Origin of the sequence: Streptomyces sp. TSRI0281 (genome assembly GCF_001905125.1) — a bacterium.
Taxonomy (GTDB): Bacteria; Actinomycetota; Actinomycetes; order Streptomycetales; family Streptomycetaceae; genus Streptomyces.
The window spans coordinates 1,331,772-1,355,632 of sequence record NZ_LWLE01000001.1; the positions used below are offsets into that span (position 1 = coordinate 1,331,772).

The following is a 23,861-nucleotide window of genomic DNA, read 5'->3' on the forward strand; positions in this document are numbered from 1 at the left end:
CCAAGGATTACGGGGCAGCCCTTAGACCGCACCCTTTTCCGGAGGAACGCGCAACGCGTCCGGGATCCACTCCTTCGTTCGGGAATCCGCGATCGCCACGACCCACTCACCCACGTGGCCGGCCTCCGGACGGTGAAGCACCACTGTCAGCTCATGGGGCCCTGCACCGAGTTCGACGTCGGCGAAGGTGTTCATGCGCGGCATGTGCGGGGCCGGGAACATCGCGCCGCCATCACGGCCGAACAGCCAGTCGCCGTCCAGCCAGACGCGAACCAGAAGATTGCTCGCGACCATCACGCGCACGTGCTGAACCCCTTGGGCGTCCAGCGGGTAGCGAAGGAGCATCAGGTCATTCTCGAAGCTCTCGGCAGGCAACTGCGACCAGGTGCCTTCGAGCTCCACGTCGGCGCTCTCGCCGGTCGACACAGGCGCCGGTGCGTGAGAGGGGGGCATGAACCAGTCGTTCAGTGCACCGAGTTCACCCGCGCGCGTCGACCAGCTCCGGGTGACCCGCACAGCCTTCGAGCGCGGATCCCAGTCGTGTTGTGCTTCGCGAGGTACGAAGGTGACGCGTTCGCGCAGCCGGAGAACGAGATCGGTGAACTCCTCGATCGTCGCCGGAGCGTCGAGGTTCACGATTCCCGGGCTGAGTACGAGATCCGAGCCGATGGGCGCGAGCCATTCTCCCGGGATCGACGTCGGCGAGAGAATTCCGAGCGTCGCACCGACCGACGCGGCCGAGCTGTCCGTGTCCTTTCCGCAGTTCGACGTGATGAGGATCGACCTCGCGAAATCACCGCGCCCCGCCAGGAGACCCAGCACGACGAAGCCGGTGTTCATGAGCACATCGGTGAAGTCCTGCGACGCGAACCGGCTCAGGATCCGCGACCGGACGTCTCGCCAGTCCGGGAACTCCTCGCACCATGCGCGCGTGGCGATGACCACCCGGCCTATTCCGGAATCGCGGGGAATGACGCCGAGACCCGCGTCGAGCAGATCATCGACGGTGCCTCCCGAGAAGGCCCTGCTCTGCAGTGCCGCCAAGAACATGGGAGCGATGATGCCGTCGCCGGCGTGATCGACGCAGGCGTCCCGGTAGGCGTACTCGGCGGCTGTCGCCGGGTCGGACGGTGCCAGACAGGCCCAGATCTCACTGCGAATGGCCGCGCCCTCACCCTTGGTGAACCAATTGTCGAACGAGCCGCTGAACGGGGGGAGAATTCCCTCGCGAAGGTTGCGCTTGGCGACCCCGTACTCGTTGAAGGGGAACTCGACGTGTGCCGTCCACGCCGCTGCCAGCGCACTTGAGGTGACCGATGGCTCCGCCTGCCCGGCGAGAACGCACGCCCAGACGACCTGCAGATCGAGATCGTCGTTCGGCACCATCCCGGTCGGTACGGGCTCGTAGAACGTCGCGGCCAGCGGACCGTCGAGGCCCTCGAAGGGCTGACCGAGTGTTCCTCCGATCGCTTTGCCGAGCCAGCATCCGAGAACGGCTTCGCGGCTGATTGCATTCATGCTTTCCCCTGCTTGCTTCTGAGGTCGTTCGCGCAACGCAATTGCGGCGAAACGGCAAAGTCATCGGGGTTGCCCGAGAACTCCGTGGTGATCGAAATGGATGCCCTCTCGCCCGGAAGCAGAGTGAGGAGCATGTCGTCGGCGACAGCCGCGGGATCGATTCGATCCGCGAAGAGCGAAACGTCCCGCAGCAAGCTCTTCGCTTCGATGTCTACGCGGTAGCCGTTCGGTTCGGCGACGACGGCCGCCGAGTAGACGGGATCCGGGTACGCAAGGTTCTTGTCGGCGTCGAAGAACCAGGTGGCCCGGCATCCATCGGCGTCCGCGACAATGAGTTCGCGGGTGGGGTTCACCGCCTTGCTGACGGTCGGCTCAAGTGCGAGACGGACGACCGATCTGGCCTCGACCGTGAAATCGGCGTACTGCGCGGCCGATTCGACTCCGTCGAAGCTCATCCGACGCACGCTGGTCGATACATGCCATGGCTCGTCGCGCTCGTTGACCGCCACCAGTTGAAGCGCCTCGTCGAGCGGCTGCACGGTGAGAAGCCGGTCGGCGTACGCATTCCGCAGCGCGTACCACGACGGCTTGAGCCGGGATGCGCTGTCGATGACGGACCACGACAGCGCCGGCCAGCAGTCATTGAGCTGCCACAGCACTGTCCCCGCACACAGCGGTGCCAGCGACCGGAAATGCTCGACACCTGTGGTGATGGCCCTCGCCTGGTTGAGCTGTGTGGCGAACAACCAGTCGTCGAACGTGTCCGGATCGCCGAAGTGGGCGTCGAGTCCCCTCCGCAGCTTGAGGTCGCCGTCCGCGGCCTTCTGGTGATGCTGCAGTGTTGCCGAGTGCCGGCTCAGTTCGGCCTCTCCGACCGAATCGAGGAGTGTGCGGTACGCGGCGGGTGCCTGATAGCCGAACTCCGCCACGAACCGTGGTCGGAGATCGCGATAGGCGAGGTAATCCTGGGAGTTCCATACCTCCCAGGCGTGCGACGTGCCGTGTGCCGGATCGTTCGGGTGCACGTCGGGGCTGCCGGAGTACGGGCTGTTCGGCCAGTACGGCCGAGTCGGGTCGAGCTCATCCAGCCACTGCGGGAGGAGCTCCATCCAGTACCGCTCGCCCCAGTCGCGATCGCCGAGCACCGGCTTCCATTCCCAGTCCTGGTAGCCCCAGAGGGTCTCATTGCCACCGAACCAGAGCGCCAGGCTCGGATGTGAGGCGAGGCGCACGACGTTCTCGCGCACCTCCGAATCGACCTCCCCGATGAGCTCGGGGGTCTCGGGGTAGGCGGCGCACGCGAACAAGAAATCTTGAGCGATCAGGAGGCCCAACTGATCGGCGACATCGTAGAACTCCTCCGCCTCGTAGGTGCCTCCGCCCCACACGCGCACGAAATTGACGTTCGCCGCCGCCGCTTGCTCCAGGCGCTCGCGGTACTCCCGTCGGCCCACCCTGGTGGGAAAGCAGTCGTCGGGAATCCAGTTGACACCGCGCGCGAAGACACGCACACCGTTCACCACGATCGTGAACGGAGACCCTTCGGCGTCCGGCTCCGACTCGATCTCGACGGTGCGGAAGCCGATCTTCCTCTCCCAGCGGTCCAGCGGTCGGCCCGACCGGTCCACGAGGGTGATGGCGAGGTCATGGCGCGTGGCCTCGCCGTATCCACGTGGCCACCACAGCTCGGGCGAAGCGACCTCCGCCCGCACGGTGACCGCGTTCTCTACATCGTCCACCGGGAACGACAGAACGCTCCCGCCGATCTCCAGCAGGAGACTGAGTCCGGCAGAGTCGGCGCCCGGCCGCCGACGCAGCTCCACCTGCGCGGCGACCGCGCCGACGCCGTCCTCGACGGTGACGGCGGGAACGACCGTTCCGATCCGCGCCGCGCTCCAGATCTCCATGGTGACGGGCTTCCAGATTCCTGCGGTGACGAGCGTCGGGCCCCAATCCCAGCCGAAGTTGCTCGCGGTCTTCCTGATGAACGGGTACGGCTCGTCGTAGGGATTCGGCAGCGGCCCGATCTCGTCGCAGCGCGCGAGCGCTCGCGCGTAGGGTGACTCGAAGCGCACCTCCAGCAGGTCCGCGTCGCCCGTGAGCCTGTTCGTCACATCGATGCGCAAGCTCGTGAACATCGATGTCGTCCCGCCGACCACGGAGCCGTTCAGCCGCACTTCGGCGAAGGTGTCGAGCCCCTGGAAGTGCAGCTCGACGCACTCGTTGTCCGCGGTCACCGCAGGCAGCTCGCACCGGTAGATCCAGTTGCTGCGCCCGATCCAGTCGGTCAGGCGCTCGTTGTCGCCGATGTACGGGTCGGCGATGAGCCCGGCCGCGAGCAAGTCGGTGTGTACGGAGCCGGGAACGGTGGCGGGGACGTCGTTGACATCGATGCCGGCTCCCGACCGGGTCGCTGGTTCCCTGCTCATCGTCCAGGAGTCCGAGAGGGGAATCGTCGTGCGCATGCCTTCCGTCATCGTGTGTTCCTCGTTCTGATGTCATCCGGCCACGCGAGCGGAATGCCGAGCCGGGTGCTGAGCAGGGACTGGAAGTCGGCGAGATGACTCTCGCTCGATCTCACCGCGCTCGGCGTCAGGCCACTGATGAGGCAATGGGCGAGCAGGGCGCCGGCGGCCTCGCCGATGCTCCATTCGACAGGGTGGAGGCGGTATGCCCCGTTCGTTACGTGCGTCGTGCCGATGTTCTTGTTCGCAGCGAGCAGGTTGCGCACCCGCACCGGGATCAACGCGCCCATCGGTATCTGGAAGGGATGGCAGGCGACATCCACATAGCTGCGGCCGGCGGCTGTCGGATGCAGGTCGATTCTGTATCCCCCGATTCCCACCGTGTCGTGGAAGACCGCGGAACCCCGCCCTTCGGTGGCGTCGAGCCCGATGTGCTGCTCCAGGACCGTGAACTCAGCGGTGATCCGCCGTGATTCGCGAACGTAGATGGCCTTGGCCAGCCCGTCGCCTGTGCCCATGATGTCCGGGCGGAGGCGCAACTCGGGATAGCCGGTCTCACCGTCGTGCCGAGGCGCCTCCGTTTGCAGCCAGTACAGGAACGACAACGACAGCTCTTTCGACCGCTCCAGCACTGTCGGATCGACGGCCGAGTCACTCGTGATGAGCGGGGCTTCCCAGTAGTCGGTCTGGGGCCAGTTGACGAGCGTCACGTCGTTGCCGGTGAACGACGTATCGAACTGCCTCTTGGCGAGGATCCGGCGATAGCGCCAGAGGTCCTTCTGCGAATCGTCGTCGGGGTCGCCGTCGAAGATGCGTCGGACGCGTGGTTCGAGGGTCTGAGGATCGAGATCTGTCCACGAGAGCTGCGGGCCGGGCCAGAACGCATCATGGTGGCGTTTCCAGTGCTCGAAACGCTCCGGACGATCCACGGTGTGGTCCTCACCCGGTCGGTACTCAAGCGCGAAACACCATGACGGTGCCTGCTGGTCACGGTGGTCGGCGTGCTCCGACGCGTTCGGCTCACCGGTGTCGTCGCGGCTCTCGGCCCCGATCACGTGCTCGATCCCGGAAAGGGGGAGCAGATCGCCGAGTTCCGTCGCGTCGATGAAGTAGGGGGCGCGAATGACGACCTTGTTCCCGCCCGGATCCGCCACGGTCGCCGAGAGCACGCGGTCGCGGTCGCCCTCGACTGCGACGGGTGCGTGGTGGAGGAGCACGGTGAGGAGCCCTGCGGCTCGCGCGGGGGCCAGCAACTCGTCGATCGCGGCGACGGCGACTCTCGGCTCATGGCAGAGGTCGCTGACGAAGCCCAGACCGGGGTTCAGAAGCGGGTCTTCGGCCACGTTCGCCCGCAACGGGTAGGCCCGCTTGTAGTAGGCGCGGATTCGGTTGCGAAGGGTGCGGTAGGTGGTGCTTGAGCGGGTCTCGATCCATGGATGCTCGTCCGGCGGGACTGCCTGTGACGTCATCTGGCCGCCGAGCCAGTCCGTTGCCTCCGTGAGTACGACCGTTCGTCCGAGGGCGGTCGCGGTCAGGGCCGCGGCAACTCCGCCGAGGCCACCGCCGATGACCGCGACATCCGCCGAGATCTCCCGCTCACTCAACGGTTTTCCCCTTCGACACGTGGCCGCCTGCCGAGGGGATCGGTCACGGGTTCACGGGTGTCCCGTCGGTCGTGGTGGTGGGCTGCTTGTGTCGACGTCACTGTCTTCGACTCCTCCTGGCGTCATCAGTCTTGCTGGCTGATGCGTATCAGACTAGACCACGGCGCCGGCGAATCGATTACCTCTTCGCGTTTTCCTGTGACGGGTACCGGCGTACACGTGAATGTCAACAAGGGGCTTGCGAGGGCCCTGGCTCCGCCTCGCCGGTGGGAACCGCGCCGCTTCCGCGGGCTGTTGGAGACCGGGGCGGTCAGCCTGCCGGAGGGCGCCGGGGAGACGGGCCGGACCGGAAGCCGGTCCGCCGGTGCCTCTCGGCGCCGCGCCCGGAGACGCCTCCCCGCCGGTCGCCGAACGGGCGGTCGCGGGTAAGGGCGATCGAAGAGTTCGTACCGCTGGTCGACTCGACGCCGCGGGGGGAACAGCGGCGACGAGGGCGGGACTTCATCGAGGAGATGGGTGCGGCCTTCGCGGCCTGGCCACCCGCTTTCGCCGCGGGGAAGCCGCCTTCGCGGCCTGGACACCGCCTTCGCCGCAGGGGCGCCGCCTTCGTGGCCTGGGCGCCGCGGCGGGAGCGAGCGGCCGGGGAGGCCTGGCGGCTGTGGGCGTACGTCCGTACGCAACCGGGCAGGCGCGTCCGCACGCCACCGACTGGCGGCGTGCGGGAGCTCGTCCGTGCTCGGGTCAGCCCCGAGGCCGGTCGAGCGTGTCGTCCTTGAGCGGGAGGCACGGCAGCGAGCGGTGCGTCGGGCTGTCGACTCCGTCGAGGACGCTCACGAGCAACTGCACAGCTTCCGCGCCGAGCTGTCGTCTGGGTGCCGTGAGCGTCGTCCACCGCCTCGTCGTGTCACTGTCCGCTTCCGAGAGCGCGACGACCGAGAGGTCGTGGGGAATCGTCAGACGTTGACTGTCGGCGAGAGTGGTGACCCACAGCAGTTGCGGAGACTCCTCGGCGAATACGGCGGTCGCTCCACGCAGGTCGAAGGACGCGGCGTCATGCTGCGCGGTCCCGATCACGCGGGCGCGCAGCCGGTGTCGCGCCATCGCCTGCTGATACCCCTCGCGCCTGGCCGTGGTCGCCTCGAACCGCACGTCGTCCTTGAGGTAGGCGATCTCGGTGTGCCCGAGCGCGATGAGCTTCTCGACGGCGTTGTCCACTCCCGCCCGGTAGTCGGGACTGACGAACGGGATGTCGACACCCTCGATCGTTCGCTGGCCGATGTGAACGAAGGGGTAGCCGCTTTCCGCCAGGCGCTCGAGTTCGCTTCGCTCCCTGTCGAGACCGAGCAGGATCGTCCCATCGGCGACGGAGAGTTGGGAGGCACCCTTGACGAAGAGGGGGCGCCGTCCTGTCGCCTGGTCCGTGGCAGTGAAGAGCAACAGGTTGTAGCCGTCGAGCACCGCCTGCTCCTCGATCCCGACCAGGAACTCGTGGTAGAAGTTCATCTGGCTGATGGGAAAGATCGGCTCAAAAGTGTGCACGCCGATGAGTCGGTTGCGTGCTCCTCGCAGCTGACGGGCCGCGGCGCTCGGCACGTAGCCGAGTGCTTCGACCGCGGCCATCACCTTGTCCCGAGTCTCCTGGGCGATGCCGTAGCGATCGCCACTGCCGGTGATCACGGAGGACACCGTCGCCTGGGATACGCCGGCAAGTCGGGCGATGTCGGCTTGGCGCGCTGGTCGCCTCGGTTGGTTTGACATGCCTCGACAGTATCGGCTGCGTCTCAGGTTTCGAACCTTGACTTTGCCTGCCTCTGCTGATTTTCTGTTACGCATCAGATCAGGCTGAATCGGGGCGATGAAGCGCGATCGGACGAGAACTGGGCCCAAGCCGCCCGAGCCGAATTCTGCTTGCGGCTGCGCCCGCGCCTCCGATGACGTGGCGCTGAATCGGACCTTGTGAACGTGGGACGCAGCGGAGTACTTCGCCGGTCCCGCAGGGAGTGCGATGGTGGAACTCTGGTGAGCAGAGCCAAGACGAAGACAAGAGCCGACAGTAGAGAAGACGGGCGTCGGGCCGCCGCGCCGCTCCCCTCGCGTCGCCCGCGGTGGCAGTCGCGGGAACGCCTCGTCGGTACGTTCATGGCGCTGCCGTCGCTGATCCCACTCGTACTGTTCGCGCTGCTTCCCGTCGCGTACGTGGTGTTCCTGAGCTTCACGCGATACAACGGCGTGACGTCGCCCGAGTGGATCGGCCTGGACAACTACCAACTCATGTTCAAGGACCAGTCCTGGTGGCAGGCGGTTCTGATCACCTTGGTCTTTGCCGTCGGACAGATCGTGATCGGGCTTCCGCTCTCATTGCTTCTGGCCATGATGCTCAACAGCGGGCTCAAATGGCTGGGGCTGTTTCGAGGGCTCTTCTTCCTTCCCTATGTCATCTCCATTGCCATCATGGGCATCGTGTTCTACTTTCTCCTCCGGCCTGACAACGGGGTGATCAACGGGATACTCCAAGGGCTGAACCTGATCTCGACCGACGTGGACTGGCTGGGCAGTCAGGGAACGGCCCTCGCGAGCCTGGTCCTTGTCGGTGTGTGGTCGAACTTCGGAATCAACATGGTGTTCTTCCTCGTTGCGCTGCAGACGGTGCCGAAAGACCTGCTGGAGAGCGCTCAGCTGGACGGCGCGAATGCGGTCCAACGCTTCCGGCACGTTTCGCTGCCGCTGCTCGCACCCATCACTCGCGTTGTCGTCGTGCTCTCGATCGTCTTCTCGCTTCGTTCATTCGACCTGGTGAAGACGCTCACCGACGGTGGGCCGGCAGGTCAGACAGACGTCATGTACACCTACCTCTTCGACTATTTCTTCGGCACCGACCGCGGGAGCCAGTACGGGTATGCGTCCGCACTCGCCGTCGTCGCCAGCGTCATTGCGGCGATCGTGTCGCTCGTGTACATGGCGGTCTCCCGTGACCGGGGGGCACGGGAACACACCGCGACAGCCAAGAAGGGCAAGCGATGAGTCGTCGGAAAACCTCAAGAGCCGCACTACGACTACTCGTCTACCTGTTCCTGACCGCGGTCGCGATCGTCACGCTCGTCCCTCTGGTCTATGCGTTCTTCGCGTCGTTCAAACCGTCGGCCGAGATTCTGACGAGTGGCTCGCAGCTCTTCCCGACCACCTGGACGCTCGACAACTATGTACGCGCGTGGGAGAAGGGCGGATTCAGTCAGTACCTGCTCAATTCCGTGGTCGTTGCGGCCGGTGTTGTCGGGATCGACATCTTCGCCTCTTCCATGCTCGGCTACCTCCTGGCCCGACGAGCCGTGCCCTTCCATCGCGCGATCTTCGCCGTGATGTCATTCACGCTCTTCGTCGGCGTCGGCACAGCCACTCTCTATCCGCGTCTCGAGATCGCGCAGATCCTGGGCGTCGACAACCTCTTCGGCGTCATTCTTGTTGAACTCTCCGGAATTGGGATCATTCACGTGTTCCTCATCCGGGCATTCTGTGAGAGTCTGCCGATCGAGCTCGAGGAAGCCGGCCGGCTGGATGGCCTGGGGCTCTTCGGGGTGTATTCGCGGCTGGCACTGCCGCTCATGCGTCCGATTCTGGCGACGACCGGGGTCCTCGCATTCCAGGAAGCCTGGAACAACTTCCAGATCCCGTATGTGTTCACGATCAGCGATCAAGAGCTCAGGACGCTGGTGGTGGGCGTGTTCGCACTCAGGAGCACCTCGGAGGGCACGCAGGCGTACGACCTGATGCTTGCCGGAGCGATGCTGATCGTCGTGCCCATCGTCATCCTCTTCTTCGTGTTCCAACGCTTCTTCATTCAGGGGATGACCGAGGGGAGCGTCAAGGGATGAACCGTTCAGTGATCGTCAGCGGGATCACCAGAGCGTGTTCAGTTTTCAGCTCGCTCGCCTGGCTCACCGTGCTCTGGGCGCTCTGCTCGTTGCCTCTCGTCACCATCCCCTTCGCGACGGTGGCTCTCTACGACGGTGCGACACGGCTGCTGGACGGCGATGGACCGAGCTGGCGGCGATTCCTGTTCACGATGGGGAACCGGGCCACGACGACCGTCTTGGCCACGGCGTTCATCGCGATACCCGGTGCGCTGGCACTGAGCCTTGCGTGGCTGGCACGAAGCGGGGCAGGCCCCGCGGCGTCCGGCGCCGCTCTGGCCGCGACGGCCGTCACGGCCGTGCTGATGGTGCTCGCCCCGGTCGCATGCCTCACCGCACCCACGCCGGAAGGGGTGGTCCGGCAGATCGGAGTCCTGGCCGTGAGCCGGCCGGTCCGCGCTGTCGCCGCACTCATCCCCTGGGCGGCATCCATGATCATCTTCACGATCTGCCCGCCCCAGCTCATCATCGTCTTCGCCTTCGTCGCCGTCAGCCTCGGCGCTGTCGGCAGCGTGGCGATACTCGCCCCCGGACGTACAGGGCCAAGCCCTCACACATTCGTCCGGGCAATCCCGCAGTAGACACCAAAAGGAATCACGCAATGAGAACACGGCACTTCACGCGTTGGGCAGCGGTTGCAGGGGCGGGCGCGTCAATGGTTCTTCTCGCCGCATGCGGATCCGGTACCGGAGCGTCCGACGGGACGGTCAGTGTGTGGATTCAGAACGGCGCCCAGTCCAAGGCGATCGCGACCTTCCTCGAGCAATGGGGCAAGGACAACGACACCGAGATCGAGGTCACGGTTCAGGCTTCGGACTCCTACCTCGACGCGCTCCAGCTGGCACTCAAGACCGGCAAGGGCCCTGATGTCTTCGATGCCTCGAATGCTCAGGTGCTGGCCCCGGCAGGGTTCCTCCAGCCGCTCGACGATGTTTTGAGCGGTGACGACCTGGCGGCATACGAGAGCGCGCTCCAGAAGCCGTCGCCGTACATCTACAACGACAAGATCTACGCGGTTCCCACCACCGCCGACACGACCAGGCTCGCCTACAACAAAGACATCTTCGCCAAGGCCGGTCTAGACCCCAAGAAGCCGCCGGCCACCTTCTCCGAAGTGACATCGGCGTGTGCGGCCATCGAAGCGAGCGACCAGGGCGCCTACTGTTTCGGTCTCCCGCTCAAGTGGGTCGGCTGGGCCGGCTGGATGCTGGACCCCGCCATCACGAACAGCGATGCCGATCTCACGGGCAAGGGCATCTTCAACGTGGAAGCACAGGAGTACCAGAGCGAGAAGTACAAGCCCGGTGTTGAGCTGTACCGGGAGCTCATCGCGAAGAAATGGGCGTACCCGGGAGCGAGCTCGCTGGAGAACGACGCCATGAGGGCGGCCTTCTCGAACGGCAAGGTCGGGATGTTCATCTCCACTTCCTGGGATGTCGGGGTGCTCAACGAGACCAATGCGACGAAGGTCGATTGGGCTGCTGCCGCGGTGCCGGCTCCGGACGAGGCGAAGCCGGTCCGTCAGGCCATGAACGCGGGCACGCCCTATGCCATCAATGCGTCGAGTGGGAACGCGGCCGACGCCGCGGATGTGCTCAAGACGCTCATCGGTTCCGACCTCAACGCGAAACTCGGCAAGACCGGACTGACCTTCCCGATCCGCAAGGATGCGGCCGCGGCCGCAGAGGCATCCGTGAAGTGGCCCCAGTACTCTGATTACACCCCGTCACCGTCCGACGAGGCGTGGTTCGTTGCTCCGACGGCGCTCCTGAATGTGCAGGGTGAGAACTTCCGGGATTCCCTCGCACGCCTGATTCTCGGCACCGAGAACATCGATTCGGGGCTCGCGTCCGTCGCGAAGACCTACAACAACGCATTCAAGGATGCCGTTGACGCCGGGCAGATCGAGACGAAGAACTTCTCCCGCGCCGGTTCCTGAGGTCTTGACGGTGGTGTCGGTACGGTGAGCGTCGGTCCGGACCCTGCCAGGCACACGTCGACGAGCTGGTGCCCGAGTTGGATGCGCGTGCGGACCAGCAGGCCGCGGTAGTCGGTCCAGCTGCCTCTTCAGCAGCCGCCACACAGTCGCCACCGGCACACTCGCCCGGAGACGGCGGGCGAGCCCCGCTCCTTCGTCGGCCGAGCGGAACGCAGGTCCTCCGGACCACCCTCCCGCCGAACTCGACGCCGACGTTCCACCGCTCGCTCGCCCTGCGGCTCTTGCGCGATCACCGCACTTCTCCCACCCGCCGCGAACCGCCCTCCGGCCTGCCGCCGCACCTGTTCGCGAGAACCGAGCCAGTAGCACCGCTGCGCATCAACACCTGTTCGAGACAAAGGGGTCGAGATCATGGAAGCATCACGCAGAACAGTCATCCGAGCAGGGCTGGCGGGCGCCGGTGCGGCACTCATCTCGGTGAGTGGAGCACCAGGGCGTGCGTTCGGGGTGAACGCGAGCGCCGGGGAACCGCTCACCGTGAACATCGACCCGGGTACCGCTGCCCCCCTTGCACCGAACTTCGGCGGCTACAACCCCGACTTCCAAGTGGTCGGAATGAATTTCGGGGACCCGCAGGCAGCGAGTCTTGCCCGGGAGCTCCGTACCGGAACGCTCCGGTACCCCTCCGGCACGGATGCGGACTACTTCGACCTTCGCAGCGGAGACGTGCGCCCGGAGTGGGCCGCACAGTTCTTCGGCAAGATGACCGCCTTCGACACGTCGCAGGACGACGCGCATGTCATCGGTGCCAAGCCGGATCTGCATCGCCTCGCGGGCTTCAAGGCCCTGCTCGACGACATTCGGGCCGACACCGTGATCATCATCAACGGTTTCACCGACACCCCGGAATCCGCCGCCGCGATCGCCGGCTACTGCCTGGCCAACAGCATCAGGGTCGCGGCATACGAGCTGAGCAACGAAGGGTGGCTGCTGCCGACCTTCTTCATGGACGCGACGGACTACGCCGCGCGCATGAAGCCGTACTACGACGCCATCAAGGCGGTTGATCCCGCCGCCCAGGTGAATGTCATGTTCTCGCAGGGCGAGGCCCCGGCGTGGGATCAGGCGCTGGGCGCCTACCCGGACAAGTACTGGGACGGGATCTCGTTCCATATGTACGGCGGCGGTGATCGGTACAGCACGTTCGACGACGCGGTGAAAGACCTCAACACCCGCCTCGCCGACCGTACGAACTCCTACGTCGACAGCTACTACCTCGCCAAGGGCCGCCCGGACATGCGGGTGTTCGTCAGCGAGTTCAACTCGACTCCGAGCACCATGACCGCGCTGTCGACATCGGGCATCATCCGCACGCTGTACAACGGGATCTTCGCCGCCGAATTCGTCACACGGCTCTCAGCGCATCCGAATGTCGATCGGGTCATGCTGCACGGCCTGGTGCAATTCGGTACCACCTTCACCAAGCCCTACCTCGACACCATGAAGTCCGTCCATGAACGCGGCGAGACCCTGGACACCACCGGCTTCGACTACGGGATCGTCAGACACGGGTCCGCGCTGGGCCTCGCCGTGTGTCTCGACGCGATCAACAGGAGTTCGCACACTCTCACCACCTCCACTTCCGAGGCCGTCGTCACCGTGCCGAAGCACGGGGGAACAGTTCCGGCCGTGCACACGCAGGCGTACGTCGGACTCGACGGATACGACTCGCTCGTGATCACGAACAAGTCGGCCACCGCGCATGCGCTCACCCTCCAGTGGGGCGGCGTGACGCTGCCCGGTCCGTTCGACACCCTGTTCATCAGCTCGGACGACCCCCGTGCGGAGAACACAGCAGCCGCGCCCGGCTCCATCGCCATGACCGAGGGAAGCGCCTCCGGCGTCGTGGAGGTGCCGGCGTACAGCGTGATGAGGGTGCGCTGGAGGCGAGCCCGCGCGAGCCTCGACCCGGCTTTCGTCACCCGCAACGGAGCCAACATCCTCAGCACCCGGCCGAACGGCAGACGCGTCACCGTGGCGTGGACCCCGGCCCTCGGCGCCGGTGACTATCTCGTACGCTGCCGGGACGCGAACGGAACCGTCGTGAAGCGTCGCGTGACGAGGAAGACCGAAGCCGCCTTCGCCGGGCTCGCGCTGGGCAGGGCCTATGAGTTCACCGTCACGCCACTGACCAAGAAGGGGCAGGGCGCGGCATCACCGCCCTGCCATGTGCTCCTCGCCGCACCCTCCGCCCCGCTTCTCGATGTGGCGGCGCCCGGCGATGGCTGTGTCAACGTGTCGTGGCAGCCCGTTGTCGGGGCGAACAGCTACACCGTGCGTCACAGCGCTAACGGCAGTGAGCACACCATCGACGCGGGGAACGCGATCGGCCTGCGTGTACGTGGCATCGCGAACGGCGAGGCACGCACCTTCACGGTGCAAGCGGTGAACGGCTACGGCGAGTCCTCGGCATCCAACGCACTGGTGGCGACCCCCGGTGCCGATGTGCCCTACGCGCCCCACACCGTGCTCGCGGCTGCCGGGAGCGGTGGCACCGCGGTGTGGTGGAAGCCGTCGTACAAGCGCATCGCGAGCTCGAACCTTGAGAGCGGCTCGGGTGACTGGACTCTGAACGGCCCGTGGGAGGTCGTGAGCCTGCCGGGGGCCGACGGTCCGCTCGCCGGCGGAATCGGGATGTCGAAGCGGCTCGCCATCAGTGGCTCCGGCCTGGCTCTGTTCGGACCCGACGTGGCCACGCACCACTTCGTCGGTGCGGAACTCGCCTTCTCACCACCCTTGTCCGGCTCGGCAGGACTCGTACTCCGGTACTCGGACGCCAACAACTACCTGTTCGCCGTCTTCGACTTCGCGACGACGAAGCACTGCATCGGCCGTGTGCTCAACGGTGAGACGACGATTCTCGGCTCGACCCCCGCGATCACCGACCCGTATGCGATGCCGACGGCCGGACGACAGGTCACCTATCGCTTCGAACTCAATGCGGCGACGCTCGCACTCTTCCGCGACGGCGGCGAAGTGCTCCGGGTGAGCTCAGGCAGCCTCCAGGACTCCGCACCGGGCCGTGCCGGTGCCATCTCCGACGGATCGTCCGTGAACGTTGATCGCTTGCATGTCGAGGCAGACACCGCGACCGGTTTCGATGTGCTCCGTGCCGAGGGGCCGGCCGGTCCGTACACCGTCGTCGCGAGCAACCATCCGGACCTGAGTCTGGTCGACACGGCGAGTTCCGGTGCGGGCGGCTACTACAAGGTCGTTGCCGTCACCGGCGGCGTGCGATCGGCCGATGCCTCGCACCCCGCTCCGTCCCGGCTCAGGAACATCGCGCGTGAGGCGACGATCACGGCGAGCTCCACCCTCGCCGGCACCGCCACCGCGAAGCTCGTCGACGGAATCACCAACCTGGATTCGAGCCGGTGGGTCTCCCAACCGGGCGAGCCGCATGACCTCGAGTTCGCCTGGGCGAGCGCGAAGACGATCGGCCGGGTCTGCGTGCACACGGGGTTCATGGCCAACAAAGGATTCCAGGTGGCGGATTTCGAGCTGCAGCAGTGGGACGGCGCCACGTGGCGAACCGTCACCGCCGTCGTCGGCAATGACCGGGATGTCTACGCGGGGACCTTCAACGACCTCTCCTTCGTTCCCGTCACGACGAAGAGTGTGCGGTTGCACATCACCAAAGCATGTGCGGCACCCGGTTACACGAATGCGCGCGTTCTCGAAGTGGAGATCTACGGAAAATGACCCAGGAACGCCCTACCCATCCGATGGCACCCCTGGGGCGGGAGCACGACGAGACGTTCTCCTCCGCCGACTTCGAAGACTTCTGGGACCGGACGCTTGCGCAGGCTCGCGGCTTTGAGCTCAGCGTCCGAATCGACCGCATCGACTCTCCGGTGAAGACCATCGACGTGTTCGACGTGTCTTTCTCCGGCTTCCAGGGCGAAGAGGTCAAGGGCTGGCTCCGCAGACCTAGAGGACGCCCGGAACAGGCCGCGGCCGTCGTCGAGTTCGTGGGCTACGGCAATGGGCGCGGCGAGCACATCGACAACCTGCTGTGGTCCTCGGCCGGATACGCCCACCTGACGATGGACACGCGAGGGCAGGGCAGCGTACACAGCCCCGGGCACACCGCGGACTCCCACGGATCGGGTCCGTCCGTCCCCGGTTTCGCCTCGCGGGGCCTCACGGACCCGGCCCACTACTACTACCGCCGACTCATCGTCGACGCCGTCCGCGCGGTCGACGCGATGCGGAGCCTCGACGGGATCGATCCGTCGCGGGTCGCGCTCTTCGGGGCGAGCCAGGGCGGCGGAGTCGCGCTCGCGGTCGCCGGTCTGGTCCCCGATCTCGCCGCGGTCGTGGCGAAGGTCCCGTTCCTGTGCGACATTCCGCGCGCACTCGCCCTCGCGGAATCCGGGCCGTACATGGAGATCGTGGAATGGCTCGGGACCCATGTCCACCGGGAACAAGAGGCGATGCGCGCCCTGTCGTACGTGGACGCTGTCAACTTCGGCCCCCGTGCGACAGCGCCGGCGCTCTTCTCCGCCGGGCTCCGTGACACCGTGTGTCCGGCGCCGACGGTCTCCCGCGCGTTTGACGCGTATGCGGGCGGCAAGGAGCTTCGCATCTGGAAATATGGCGGCCATTCCGGCGGTGGCAGCACGGAGGACCTTGATGTCCTGCGCTTCCTCGACACTCACCTCGGCGGACAGCGGCATCGCCCCGCATGACGCCGTCGGTCGGTGCGGCCGGTCCCCGGCATGACGGTTCCGGAGGGGTGAGAGGGTTTGCCTCCTCCTGGAGTGTGCGGCGCACGTGAGGCGATCGCATCACCGGCGACCGGTGTGTGCCGCACAGCCCGGAAGGCCGCCCAGGACGGGGCAGGCAATCGCTAGGGACGAGCGGGAGTCCTGGTCCGGAGGATCCCGTCCAAGGACTCCTCGCGCCATCGCCTCAGGAGGTCGTGGAAGGTGCACGCGCCGTGGGGGTAGGCGAACGGGCCGTTCGGCCGGCCGCGCCCTTCGCGGTTGTAGTAGCCGGGGGTGCACTCGGCGTGGAACCACTCGTGGTCGGGGGCGTCCTCGGCCAGCGCGGCGATCCAGGCGTCCTCGGACTCGCGGGACGGTTCGATGAGGGCGCCCCCGGCTTCGGCGGCGGCGACGAGAGCGGCGGCATGGACAGCCTGCTCGTCCAGGATGTGTGTGTAGTTGACGCTGCTGGCGTTCTGCAGGGAGCCCATCAGGATCAGGTTCGGGAAGCCGTTGCTGGTGAAGCCGTGCAGCGTGCGCGGACCCTGTCGCGCCCACGCGTGCAGCAGTGGGGTGCCGCCCCGGCCGTGGACGGGGAGCTTGCCGGACAGGACGCCGGAGGTCCCGACGGAGAATCCTGTGGCGAAGATCAGGCAGTCGAGTTCGTACGCGGTGTCGCCGACCACGACGCCGTTCTCGGTGATGCGCTCGATGCCGTGGGTGTCCGCGGTGTCGACCAGGGTGACGTTGTCGCGGTTGAACGCGGGGTAGTACCGGTCGGAGAAGGTGGGGCGCTTGCAGGCGTACCGGTACCAGGGTTTGAGCCTCTCCGCCGTGACCGGGTCGGTGACGGTCTGTTCGACGCGGGCGCGGAGCTCGTTCATCTTGGCGGCGTCGGCCTTCTCGTACGCGGCTTCGAAGGCTGGCCGGTCGCCCTGGCGGCGGAAGCTCGGCAGGAGCTTCTCCAGGAGTCCCGCCGACGTGGTCCAGCGGTCCGCCACGAGATCCTGTTCGGCGGTCTCGCCGGAGACGATACGGAGGTAGTTCTCGCGGCGCTCGCGTGCCCAGCCGTCGCGGTCGGCGCCGACGTCCTGGGCGGTGGTGCGGCGGTTGGCGCGCACGTCCACGGTGGAGGGGGTGCGCTGGAAGACGTAGACGTGTCCGGCGTCCTCGGCCAGCAGGGGGATGACCTGGACGCCCGTGGCTCCGGTGCCGACGATGCCCACCCGCTTGTGCGAGAGGCCGCTCATGGCGCCGTCCGCGGTGCCGCCGGTGTAGGCGTAGTCCCACCGCGAGGTGTGGAAGGTGTGGCCCGTGAAGTCCTCGATGCCGGGTATCCCGGGGAGCTTCGGCTCGGAGAGGGTGCCGGTGGCGGTGACGACGTACCTGGCCCGGAACGCGTCGCCGCGGTCGGTGGCCACGATCCATGTCCCGGATTCCTCGTCCCAGGTCAGCGAGGTGACCGCCGTGGAGAACAGGGAGTCCGGGTAGAGGTCGAACTGCCGTGCCACCCGCACCGCGTGGCGGCGGATCTCCTCACCGGGAGCGTACTTCCACTCCGGTACGTATCCGGTCTCGTCCAGCATCGGCAGGTACACGTGCGACTCGATGTCGCAGTGGACGCCCGGGTAGCGGTTCCAGTACCAGGTGCCCCCGAAGTCGCCGCCCTTCTCCACGATCCGGACGCGCGCCACACCTTGTTGCCGCAGCCGTGCCCCGGCGAGGATGCCGCCGAATCCACCACCGACCACGGCGACGTCGACGGTGTCGCGCAGTGGCTCGCGCGCGGCCGGCTCCCCCGCGTACGGATCGGCGGCGTAGTAGCCGAACTCGGTCTCGGTGTCGCGGTATTGGCGGGCGCCGTCGGGCCGTACGCGTCGTTCACGTTCGAGGCGGTACCGCTGCCTCAGTGCGGTGAGGCCGTCGGGTATCGACGCTTGAGGAGGTGTCATGCGGGGACCTCGATCCTGCCGGTCGGACCGTCCCGGAGTGAACGGCCGTCCGCTACGGTAGCAACTACCGGACAATGGTGTCCGGTTGAAGGGCGGGCCCACCGCGACACTCGGCCGGAACACGTCCGCGCGCCCGGTCGGGCGCTTGCGTACCTTCCGGCCCGTGGCACCCGCACCCGGCGGACAGGAAGAGTGATCCCCCATGCGACGACTCCCGATCCGATCCCTTGCCGTGCTCGCCGCGATGGGCGCGCTGGCCCTCACCGGATGCGGTACGGAGCCCGGTGACCCCCATGACCGAGCGGCCCCCGCAGGCACGGACCGGACCATCCGCGCGCACAAGGTCATGCGGCTGACACAGGTGCACGAGGAGACCGGGATGACCCTGCTGGAGGGGCCGACCTTCGACAAGGACGGCCACCTGATCGTCGTCGATGTCACCGCGCCCGCGGGCAAGCCGAAGGTGATACGCGTCGACGTCGAGAAGAAGACGTCGCGGGCGCTCCACACCGACGCCCGAGGGGCCTACACCTCGGCACAGTTCAGCCCCTACGACGGACGGCTCTACCTGACCGACTACGCCCACGGCGAGGTCGTGAGCCTGGCCCCGGACGGCAGTGATCCGCGGATCTTCTTCTCCGGCAAGGTCGACGGGGCGCAGATGAACCCCGACGACATCGCCTTCGACGAGGAGGGGAATCTGTACGTCAGCGACTCACGCGGCCTGTCCGAGGGAGTGGCGCACGGGCGTGTGGTGCGGATCGGCCGCGACGGCGGGAAAGCCACCGTCCTGGCCGAGGATCTCGCCGCGACGAACGGCATCTCGTTCGACGCGGACTACCGAGGGCTGTGGATCAGCGAGCTGACACAGAACCGGATCTCCTACCTCCGCCTCGACGGAAAGGGCGGGGTGGCTTCGCGGCACACCGCTGTCCGCGTCGACGGGGGGATCGCCCAGACCGACTCGATCGCCGTCGACGCGGACGCCAACCTCTACCAGGGACTGCACGGCCGGCCCGCGATGGTCGTGTACGACCAGCACGGTGAGCGTCTGGCGACGGTCGAGATACCCGCCCGCGACACAGGGCTGGAGTCGGTGACCAATGTGGCGATCACGCCCGGCGGGACCACGGCGTACATGACCGTCAGCGGGCCCGCCGGGGGGTACCTGTACGCCTTCGACGCGCCCGCGGAAGGCATCCGGCAGTCCAACGGCGGCTGACAGCGCTCCCGCACTCACCCGTCGAAGGGCCGCACCGGTCCCACCTCGACGCCGAGCAGCCTCCAGGCGGCCAGGGCCCGGCGTTCCCGCTCCTCACGGGTCGGGCCGGTGACGGCGCCGGAGACCATGGCGACCGCGAGCATGAGGTCGTCCGCCGCCCCCAGTCGGTGACCGTCCGTCAGGTGCCCCCGCAGGCCGCGCTCGACCCGCTCGGAGAGGGCCAGGGCGTGGGCGCGGATGCCGGAGCGGCCGCCCGCTCCATCGACGTGTAAGAGGCCGATGAAAGCCGCCGACTCCGTCAGGTGCCACGTCATCACACCGAGGGCGTCGGCCAACGTCGCGTCCTGGGCCGCGGCTGCCTGCTCGACCTGCCGCACGTTCTCCTCCAGAACCGCGGTCGCCACGGCGGCCCGGTCGGGAAAATGCCGGTACAGAACGCCCTGCCCGACCCCGGCCCGGCGCGCGATCGCGGAAAGCGGGGCGTCCAGCCCGTACTCCGCGTAGATCTCCCGGGCGGCGGCGACCAGAGCGGCCCGGTTGCGGGCGGCAGCCTTCGGCCCGTCGTTCGCGGGACGCCGTTCGTCCGGCATGGGGTGCTGCGTCACCCCGGAAGCGTACCGGCCGGACGGAGCGGGCTCATGCCTGCCGAGTGTGCGCACCGCCTTCGGCGCCCGCGGTGTCCGGCGCCCCGTGGGCCCGCTGGTCCACGAGGGCCCGGAAGGCGTCCGGGTCGCCGATGATCTCCTCGGCACGGTCCCGCCGCTGATACAGGGTGTAGTACCGGGCCCCGATGGCGTCGGGGTCGGCCTCACCGCCACCGGGGACGATGCCGCAGGCGATGGTCACGGTGCCGACGTGGACCCCTTCCGGAGCGAGTTCGGTGTGCAGGGCGTGTGCCCAGTTCCGCAGCCCAGCCATGGCCATGCCGACGTTGGCCAGGAAGGGAGCCGGGACCGTTGAGGAGACGCCCGTGGTGAGCAGCAGCGTGCCATTGCCACGGGCGCGCATCTCCGGCAGTACGTGCCGCACGGCGGTCACGGCTCCCAGAGCGTGCAGTTCGAACTGTGCGGTGGCCGAGGCGACCGTGGTCGCGGCGGCGTGCGTGATGGCCCCGGTCGGGCTGGGGCTGTATTCCAGGACGTCGATCGGACCCAGCGCGCTCCTCGCCGCGGTCAGAGCCGCGGCGAGGGCCTCGCGGTCGCGGATATCGGCGGGGAAGGCCGCGGCGGTGACGCCCAGCGCGGTCAACTCATCGACCAGGGCGTCCAGTTTCGCCTTGGTACGTGCGATCAGTCCGACCCTGAAGCCATGGCGGCCGAACGCACGGGCCACCCCCATCCCCAGCCCCGGGCCCGCACCCACAACGATCAGTGTCTTTGCCACCAAGGTTCCTTCCCGACCGGAGCGTCGGACGTAACACCGGCCCGAGCCCCAATACTTACGTATTGTTCGTAGCCTCATGCTTCGTTACTACGAGGAGAGGGACAAGACGGCACATTGCTGTCAGTCACGCACACGGAGGTAACCGTTGTCTCCCATCCCGGACAGCTCGTCGGCGGCCAGGACCGAGGGGCACGAGCGAGGCGAGACCGAGGAAGAAGCGTGCCGACAGGTGCTCCAGATCCTTGGCGTGATCGGCGACAAGTGGAGCATCCTGGTCATCGGCCGGCTCCGCGACCGCACGCTGCGCTTCGGTGAGCTCCACCGCGCCGTCACCGGCATCTCGCAGCGGATGCTCACACTGACGCTGAGGCAGCTCGAACGGGACGGACTGCTGACCCGCACCGTCTATGCCAGCGTTCCTCCCCGCGTGGAGTACACCCTGACCGGACTCGGCTCGACACTGCTGGATGCCGCCACCGCCTTCGGTGAATGGGCTGCCTCGCACCGGAAGGAGATCGGCGACAACCGGCGCCGCTACGACGACACGCCACGGCCCTGACCCGAAATCCCGTCCTCGCCTCCGTTGTCGTGCGCTGTCCGCCGTGCCGCGGCCGGGGTGCCCGTAGGGGCCGGGGCGCCGGTCGGCGCCCCGGCCGCTTGGGCACCTTCGCGGTCAGGCCGAGGGCAGCTCACCGCGGACGGTGCGGGCCGCGGTGACCAGGTTCTCCAGGGATGCCCTGGTCTCGGGCCAGCCGCGGGTCTTCAGACCGCAGTCGGGGTTGACCCAGAGCCGTTCGGCGGGGATGGCCTTCAGCCCCTTGCGGAGCAGGGCGGCGGCCTCGTCCGCGTCGGGCACACGGGGGGAGTGGATGTCGTACACCCCGGGGCCCGCCTCGCGCGGGTAGCCGTGGGCGGCGAGTTCGCGGGCGACCTGCATGTGGGAGCGGGCGGCCTCCAGGCTGATGACGTCGGCGTCGAGGTCGTCGATGGCCTGGACGATGTCGCCGAACTCGGCATAGCACATGTGGGTGTGGATCTGGGTGTCCGGACGCACCCCGCTGGTGGTGAGCCGGAACGATTCGGTGGCCCAGTCGAGGTAGCCGGCGTGGTCCGCCGCGCGCAGGGGCAGGGTCTCGCGCAGGGCGGGTTCGTCGACCTGGATAACCGAAGTTCCGCTCGCCTGGAGGTCGTTGACCTCGTCGCGCAGGGCGAGGGCCACTTGGCGGGCGGTGTCGCCGAGCGGCTGGTCGTCGCGGACGAAGGACCAGGCGAGCATGGTGACGGGCCCGGTCAGCATGCCCTTGACCGGGCGGTCGGTGAGGGACTGGGCGTACGAGGTCCAGCGCACCGTCATCGCTTCGTGGCGGGAGATGTCGCCGGCCAGGACCGGCGGGCGGACGTAACGGGTGCCGTACGACTGGACCCAGCCGTGCTGTGTGGCGAGGTAGCCGGTGAGCTGCTCGGCGAAGTACTGGACCATGTCGTTGCGTTCGGGCTCGCCGTGCACCAGGACGTCGATGCCGGTCTTCTCCTGGAAGGAGATGACCTCACCGATCTCGGCCTTGATCCGCTCCTCGTAACCGGCCGTGTCGATCCGGCCCGCGCGCAGGTCGGCGCGGGCCGTGCGCAGTTCGGCGGTCTGGGGGAACGAGCCGATGGTCGTGGTCGGCAGCAACGGCAGCCCGAGGAGCGCCCGTTGAGCTGCGGCACGCTCCTCGTACGGCTGGGAGCGTCGGCCGTCGGCGTCCGTGATGGCGGCGGTCCTGGCCCGTACGGCGGGGTCGTGGGTGAGGGGGGAGTGGGCGCGGGAGGCGAGGTCGGCCCGGTTGGCGGTGATCTCCGCGGTGACGGCGCCCGTGCCCTGTGCCAGGCCCTTCGCGAGTGTGACGACCTCGGCGGTCTTCTGTTCGGCGAAGGCGAGCCAGCGAAGGATCTGAGGGGCGATGTCCCTCTCCGGTGCCGTGTCCAGCGGGACGTGCAGCAGGGAGCAGGAGGCGGCGACGTCGACCCGGCCGGCGAGGCCGAGGAGGGTGGCGAGGGTGGCCAGCGACTTCTCGTAGTCGTTGATCCAGATGTTGCGGCCGTCGACGACACCCGCGACGAGCCGTTTGCCGGGAAGCCCGCCGGCGGCGGCGAGGTCTTCGAGGTTGGCGGCGGCGGCATCGGTGAAGTCGAGGGCCAGGCCGTCGACCGGGGCCTTCGCCAGGACGGGAAGGGCCTCGCCCAGCCGGTCGAAGTAGGAGGCGACGAGTAGCTTGGGGCGGTCGGTGAGGCCGCCGAGGTCACGGTAGACACGGGAGGCGGCGTTCAGTTCGGCCGGAGTGCGGTCCTGGACCAGCGCGGGCTCGTCCAACTGCACCCATTCCGCGCCGGCGGCCCGCAGATCGGCGAGGACTTCCGCGTACACCGGCAGCAGCCGGTCGAGCAGGGTGAGCGGATCGAAACCGGCCGCCACCCCGGGGGCGGGTTTGGCGAGCAGGAGATACGTGAGGGGGCCGACGAGCACCGGACGGGCGGTGTGCCCGAGCGCGAGGGCTTCCCTCAGCTCGGTGACCTGCTTGGTGGAGTCGGCGGTGAAGACGGTGTCCGGGCCCAACTCGGGTACCAGGTAGTGGTAGTTGGTGTTGAACCATTTGGTCATTTCCAGCGGCGCCACGTCCTGGGTCCCGCGCGCCATCGCGAAGTAGCCGTCGAGTGCGTCGGCTTCGACGGCCTCACGGTGCCGCTGGGGGACAGCACCGACCATGACGCTGGTGTCCAGGACGTGGTCGTAGTAGGAGAAGTCGCCGGTGGGCACTTCGTGCACTCCGGCATCCGCCAGTCGCCGCCAGTTGGACCGGCGCAGGCCGACCGCCGTCTCCCGGAGGGCGTCGGCGGTGATCCGGCCCTTCCAGTAGCCCTCGATGGCCTTCTTCAGCTGCCGGTTCGGGCCTTGGCGGGGGTAGCCGTACACGGTGGCCTGTGCTGCCGCGGCTGCGGGCTGGGTTGTCACGGAAATCTCCTTCGCGAGATGACTCCTTGAGATCCCGGAGACGGGACACGGACGCGAAGGGGTGACGAACCGGACGGATCCCGCGTACGCCACTGGCGTGGGGTTCCGT

At 67.5% G+C, this 23,861-nt stretch carries 16 protein-coding genes; 8 read left to right on the forward strand and 8 right to left on the reverse strand.

Annotated elements, in window-relative coordinates:
- Nucleotides 1-21: 21 nt before the first annotated feature.
- The 4 genes from A6A29_RS06255 to A6A29_RS06270 all read right to left on the reverse strand — a co-directional run bounded on the left by A6A29_RS06255 (nucleotide 22) and on the right by A6A29_RS06270 (nucleotide 7,420).
- The gene (locus A6A29_RS06255) at nucleotides 22-1,554 is read right to left on the reverse strand and encodes an ADP-ribosylglycohydrolase family protein (RefSeq protein ID WP_143196951.1); all 1,533 of its coding nucleotides are present in this window, start codon (nucleotides 1,552-1,554) and stop codon (nucleotides 22-24) included.
- Nucleotides 1,515-3,995 carry a glycoside hydrolase family 2 protein gene (locus A6A29_RS06260; protein ID WP_107468132.1) on the reverse strand — a complete coding sequence of 827 codons (2,481 nt, stop codon included), beginning with the start codon at nucleotides 3,993-3,995 and terminating at the stop codon, nucleotides 1,515-1,517. Before A6A29_RS06260 ends, A6A29_RS06255 begins: the two co-directional genes overlap by 40 nt.
- Nucleotides 3,992-5,572, reverse strand: coding sequence for an FAD-dependent oxidoreductase (locus tag A6A29_RS06265; protein ID WP_198953011.1), 1,581 nt, complete (start codon nucleotides 5,570-5,572; stop codon nucleotides 3,992-3,994). Before A6A29_RS06265 ends, A6A29_RS06260 begins: the two co-directional genes overlap by 4 nt.
- Nucleotides 5,573-6,328: 756 nt before the next feature.
- Nucleotides 6,329-7,420 carry a substrate-binding domain-containing protein gene (locus A6A29_RS06270; protein ID WP_079182588.1) on the reverse strand — a complete coding sequence of 364 codons (1,092 nt, stop codon included), beginning with the start codon at nucleotides 7,418-7,420 and terminating at the stop codon, nucleotides 6,329-6,331.
- A gap of 186 nt (nucleotides 7,421-7,606) precedes the next feature.
- On the opposite strand from A6A29_RS06270, the gene A6A29_RS06275 reads away from it, so the two are divergent.
- The 6 genes from A6A29_RS06275 (at nucleotide 7,607) to A6A29_RS06300 (ending at nucleotide 16,185) form a co-directional block, all read left to right on the forward strand.
- Nucleotides 7,607-8,608 carry a carbohydrate ABC transporter permease gene (locus tag A6A29_RS06275; RefSeq protein ID WP_143196952.1) on the forward strand — a complete coding sequence of 334 codons (1,002 nt, stop codon included), beginning with the start codon at nucleotides 7,607-7,609 and terminating at the stop codon, nucleotides 8,606-8,608.
- The gene (locus tag A6A29_RS06280) at nucleotides 8,605-9,456 is read left to right on the forward strand and encodes a carbohydrate ABC transporter permease (protein WP_073718842.1); all 852 of its coding nucleotides are present in this window, start codon (nucleotides 8,605-8,607) and stop codon (nucleotides 9,454-9,456) included. Before A6A29_RS06275 ends, A6A29_RS06280 begins: the two co-directional genes overlap by 4 nt.
- Complete coding sequence (locus A6A29_RS45170) at nucleotides 9,453-10,076, forward strand: hypothetical protein (protein WP_073718843.1); 624 nt, start codon at nucleotides 9,453-9,455, stop codon at nucleotides 10,074-10,076. The genes A6A29_RS06280 and A6A29_RS45170 overlap by 4 nt, the downstream gene beginning before the upstream one ends.
- 74 nt (nucleotides 10,077-10,150) lie before the next feature.
- Nucleotides 10,151-11,434, forward strand: coding sequence for an ABC transporter substrate-binding protein (locus A6A29_RS06290; protein WP_206745366.1), 1,284 nt, complete (start codon nucleotides 10,151-10,153; stop codon nucleotides 11,432-11,434).
- Nucleotides 11,435-11,845: 411 nt separating this feature from the next.
- The gene (locus A6A29_RS06295) at nucleotides 11,846-15,196 is read left to right on the forward strand and encodes a fibronectin type III domain-containing protein (protein WP_079182590.1); all 3,351 of its coding nucleotides are present in this window, start codon (nucleotides 11,846-11,848) and stop codon (nucleotides 15,194-15,196) included.
- The gene (locus A6A29_RS06300; protein WP_073718846.1) at nucleotides 15,193-16,185 is read left to right on the forward strand and encodes an acetylxylan esterase; all 993 of its coding nucleotides are present in this window, start codon (nucleotides 15,193-15,195) and stop codon (nucleotides 16,183-16,185) included. Before A6A29_RS06295 ends, A6A29_RS06300 begins: the two co-directional genes overlap by 4 nt.
- Nucleotides 16,186-16,346: 161 nt before the next feature.
- On the opposite strand, the gene A6A29_RS06305 is transcribed toward A6A29_RS06300, so the two are convergent.
- Entirely contained in the window at nucleotides 16,347-18,155 is a 1,809-nt protein-coding gene (locus tag A6A29_RS06305) for a flavin-containing monooxygenase (RefSeq protein ID WP_073718847.1), read from the reverse strand.
- A 202-nt stretch (nucleotides 18,156-18,357) separates the two neighbouring features.
- On the opposite strand from A6A29_RS06305, the gene A6A29_RS06310 reads away from it, so the two are divergent.
- Nucleotides 18,358-19,377, forward strand: coding sequence for an SMP-30/gluconolactonase/LRE family protein (locus A6A29_RS06310; RefSeq protein WP_073718848.1), 1,020 nt, complete (start codon nucleotides 18,358-18,360; stop codon nucleotides 19,375-19,377).
- 14 nt (nucleotides 19,378-19,391) lie between these two features.
- On the opposite strand, the gene A6A29_RS06315 is transcribed toward A6A29_RS06310, so the two are convergent.
- A complete protein-coding gene (locus A6A29_RS06315; protein WP_073718849.1) occupies nucleotides 19,392-19,982 on the reverse strand; it encodes a TetR/AcrR family transcriptional regulator in 591 nt (196 codons plus the stop codon).
- Nucleotides 19,983-20,013: 31 nt separating this feature from the next.
- Nucleotides 20,014-20,760, reverse strand: coding sequence for an SDR family NAD(P)-dependent oxidoreductase (locus A6A29_RS06320; RefSeq protein WP_073718850.1), 747 nt, complete (start codon nucleotides 20,758-20,760; stop codon nucleotides 20,014-20,016).
- 145 nt (nucleotides 20,761-20,905) lie between these two features.
- Here A6A29_RS06320 and A6A29_RS06325 point away from each other — a divergent pair, with 145 nt between their 5' ends.
- On the forward strand, nucleotides 20,906-21,319 hold the full coding sequence (locus A6A29_RS06325; RefSeq protein ID WP_079182592.1) for a winged helix-turn-helix transcriptional regulator: 414 nt from the start codon (nucleotides 20,906-20,908) through the stop codon (nucleotides 21,317-21,319).
- Between the two features lie 114 nt (nucleotides 21,320-21,433).
- On the opposite strand, the gene metE is transcribed toward A6A29_RS06325, so the two are convergent.
- Nucleotides 21,434-23,752, reverse strand: a complete 2,319-nt coding sequence (gene metE, locus A6A29_RS06330) for a 5-methyltetrahydropteroyltriglutamate--homocysteine S-methyltransferase (protein ID WP_073718852.1) — start codon at nucleotides 23,750-23,752, stop codon at nucleotides 21,434-21,436.
- Nucleotides 23,753-23,861: the final 109 nt, after the last annotated feature.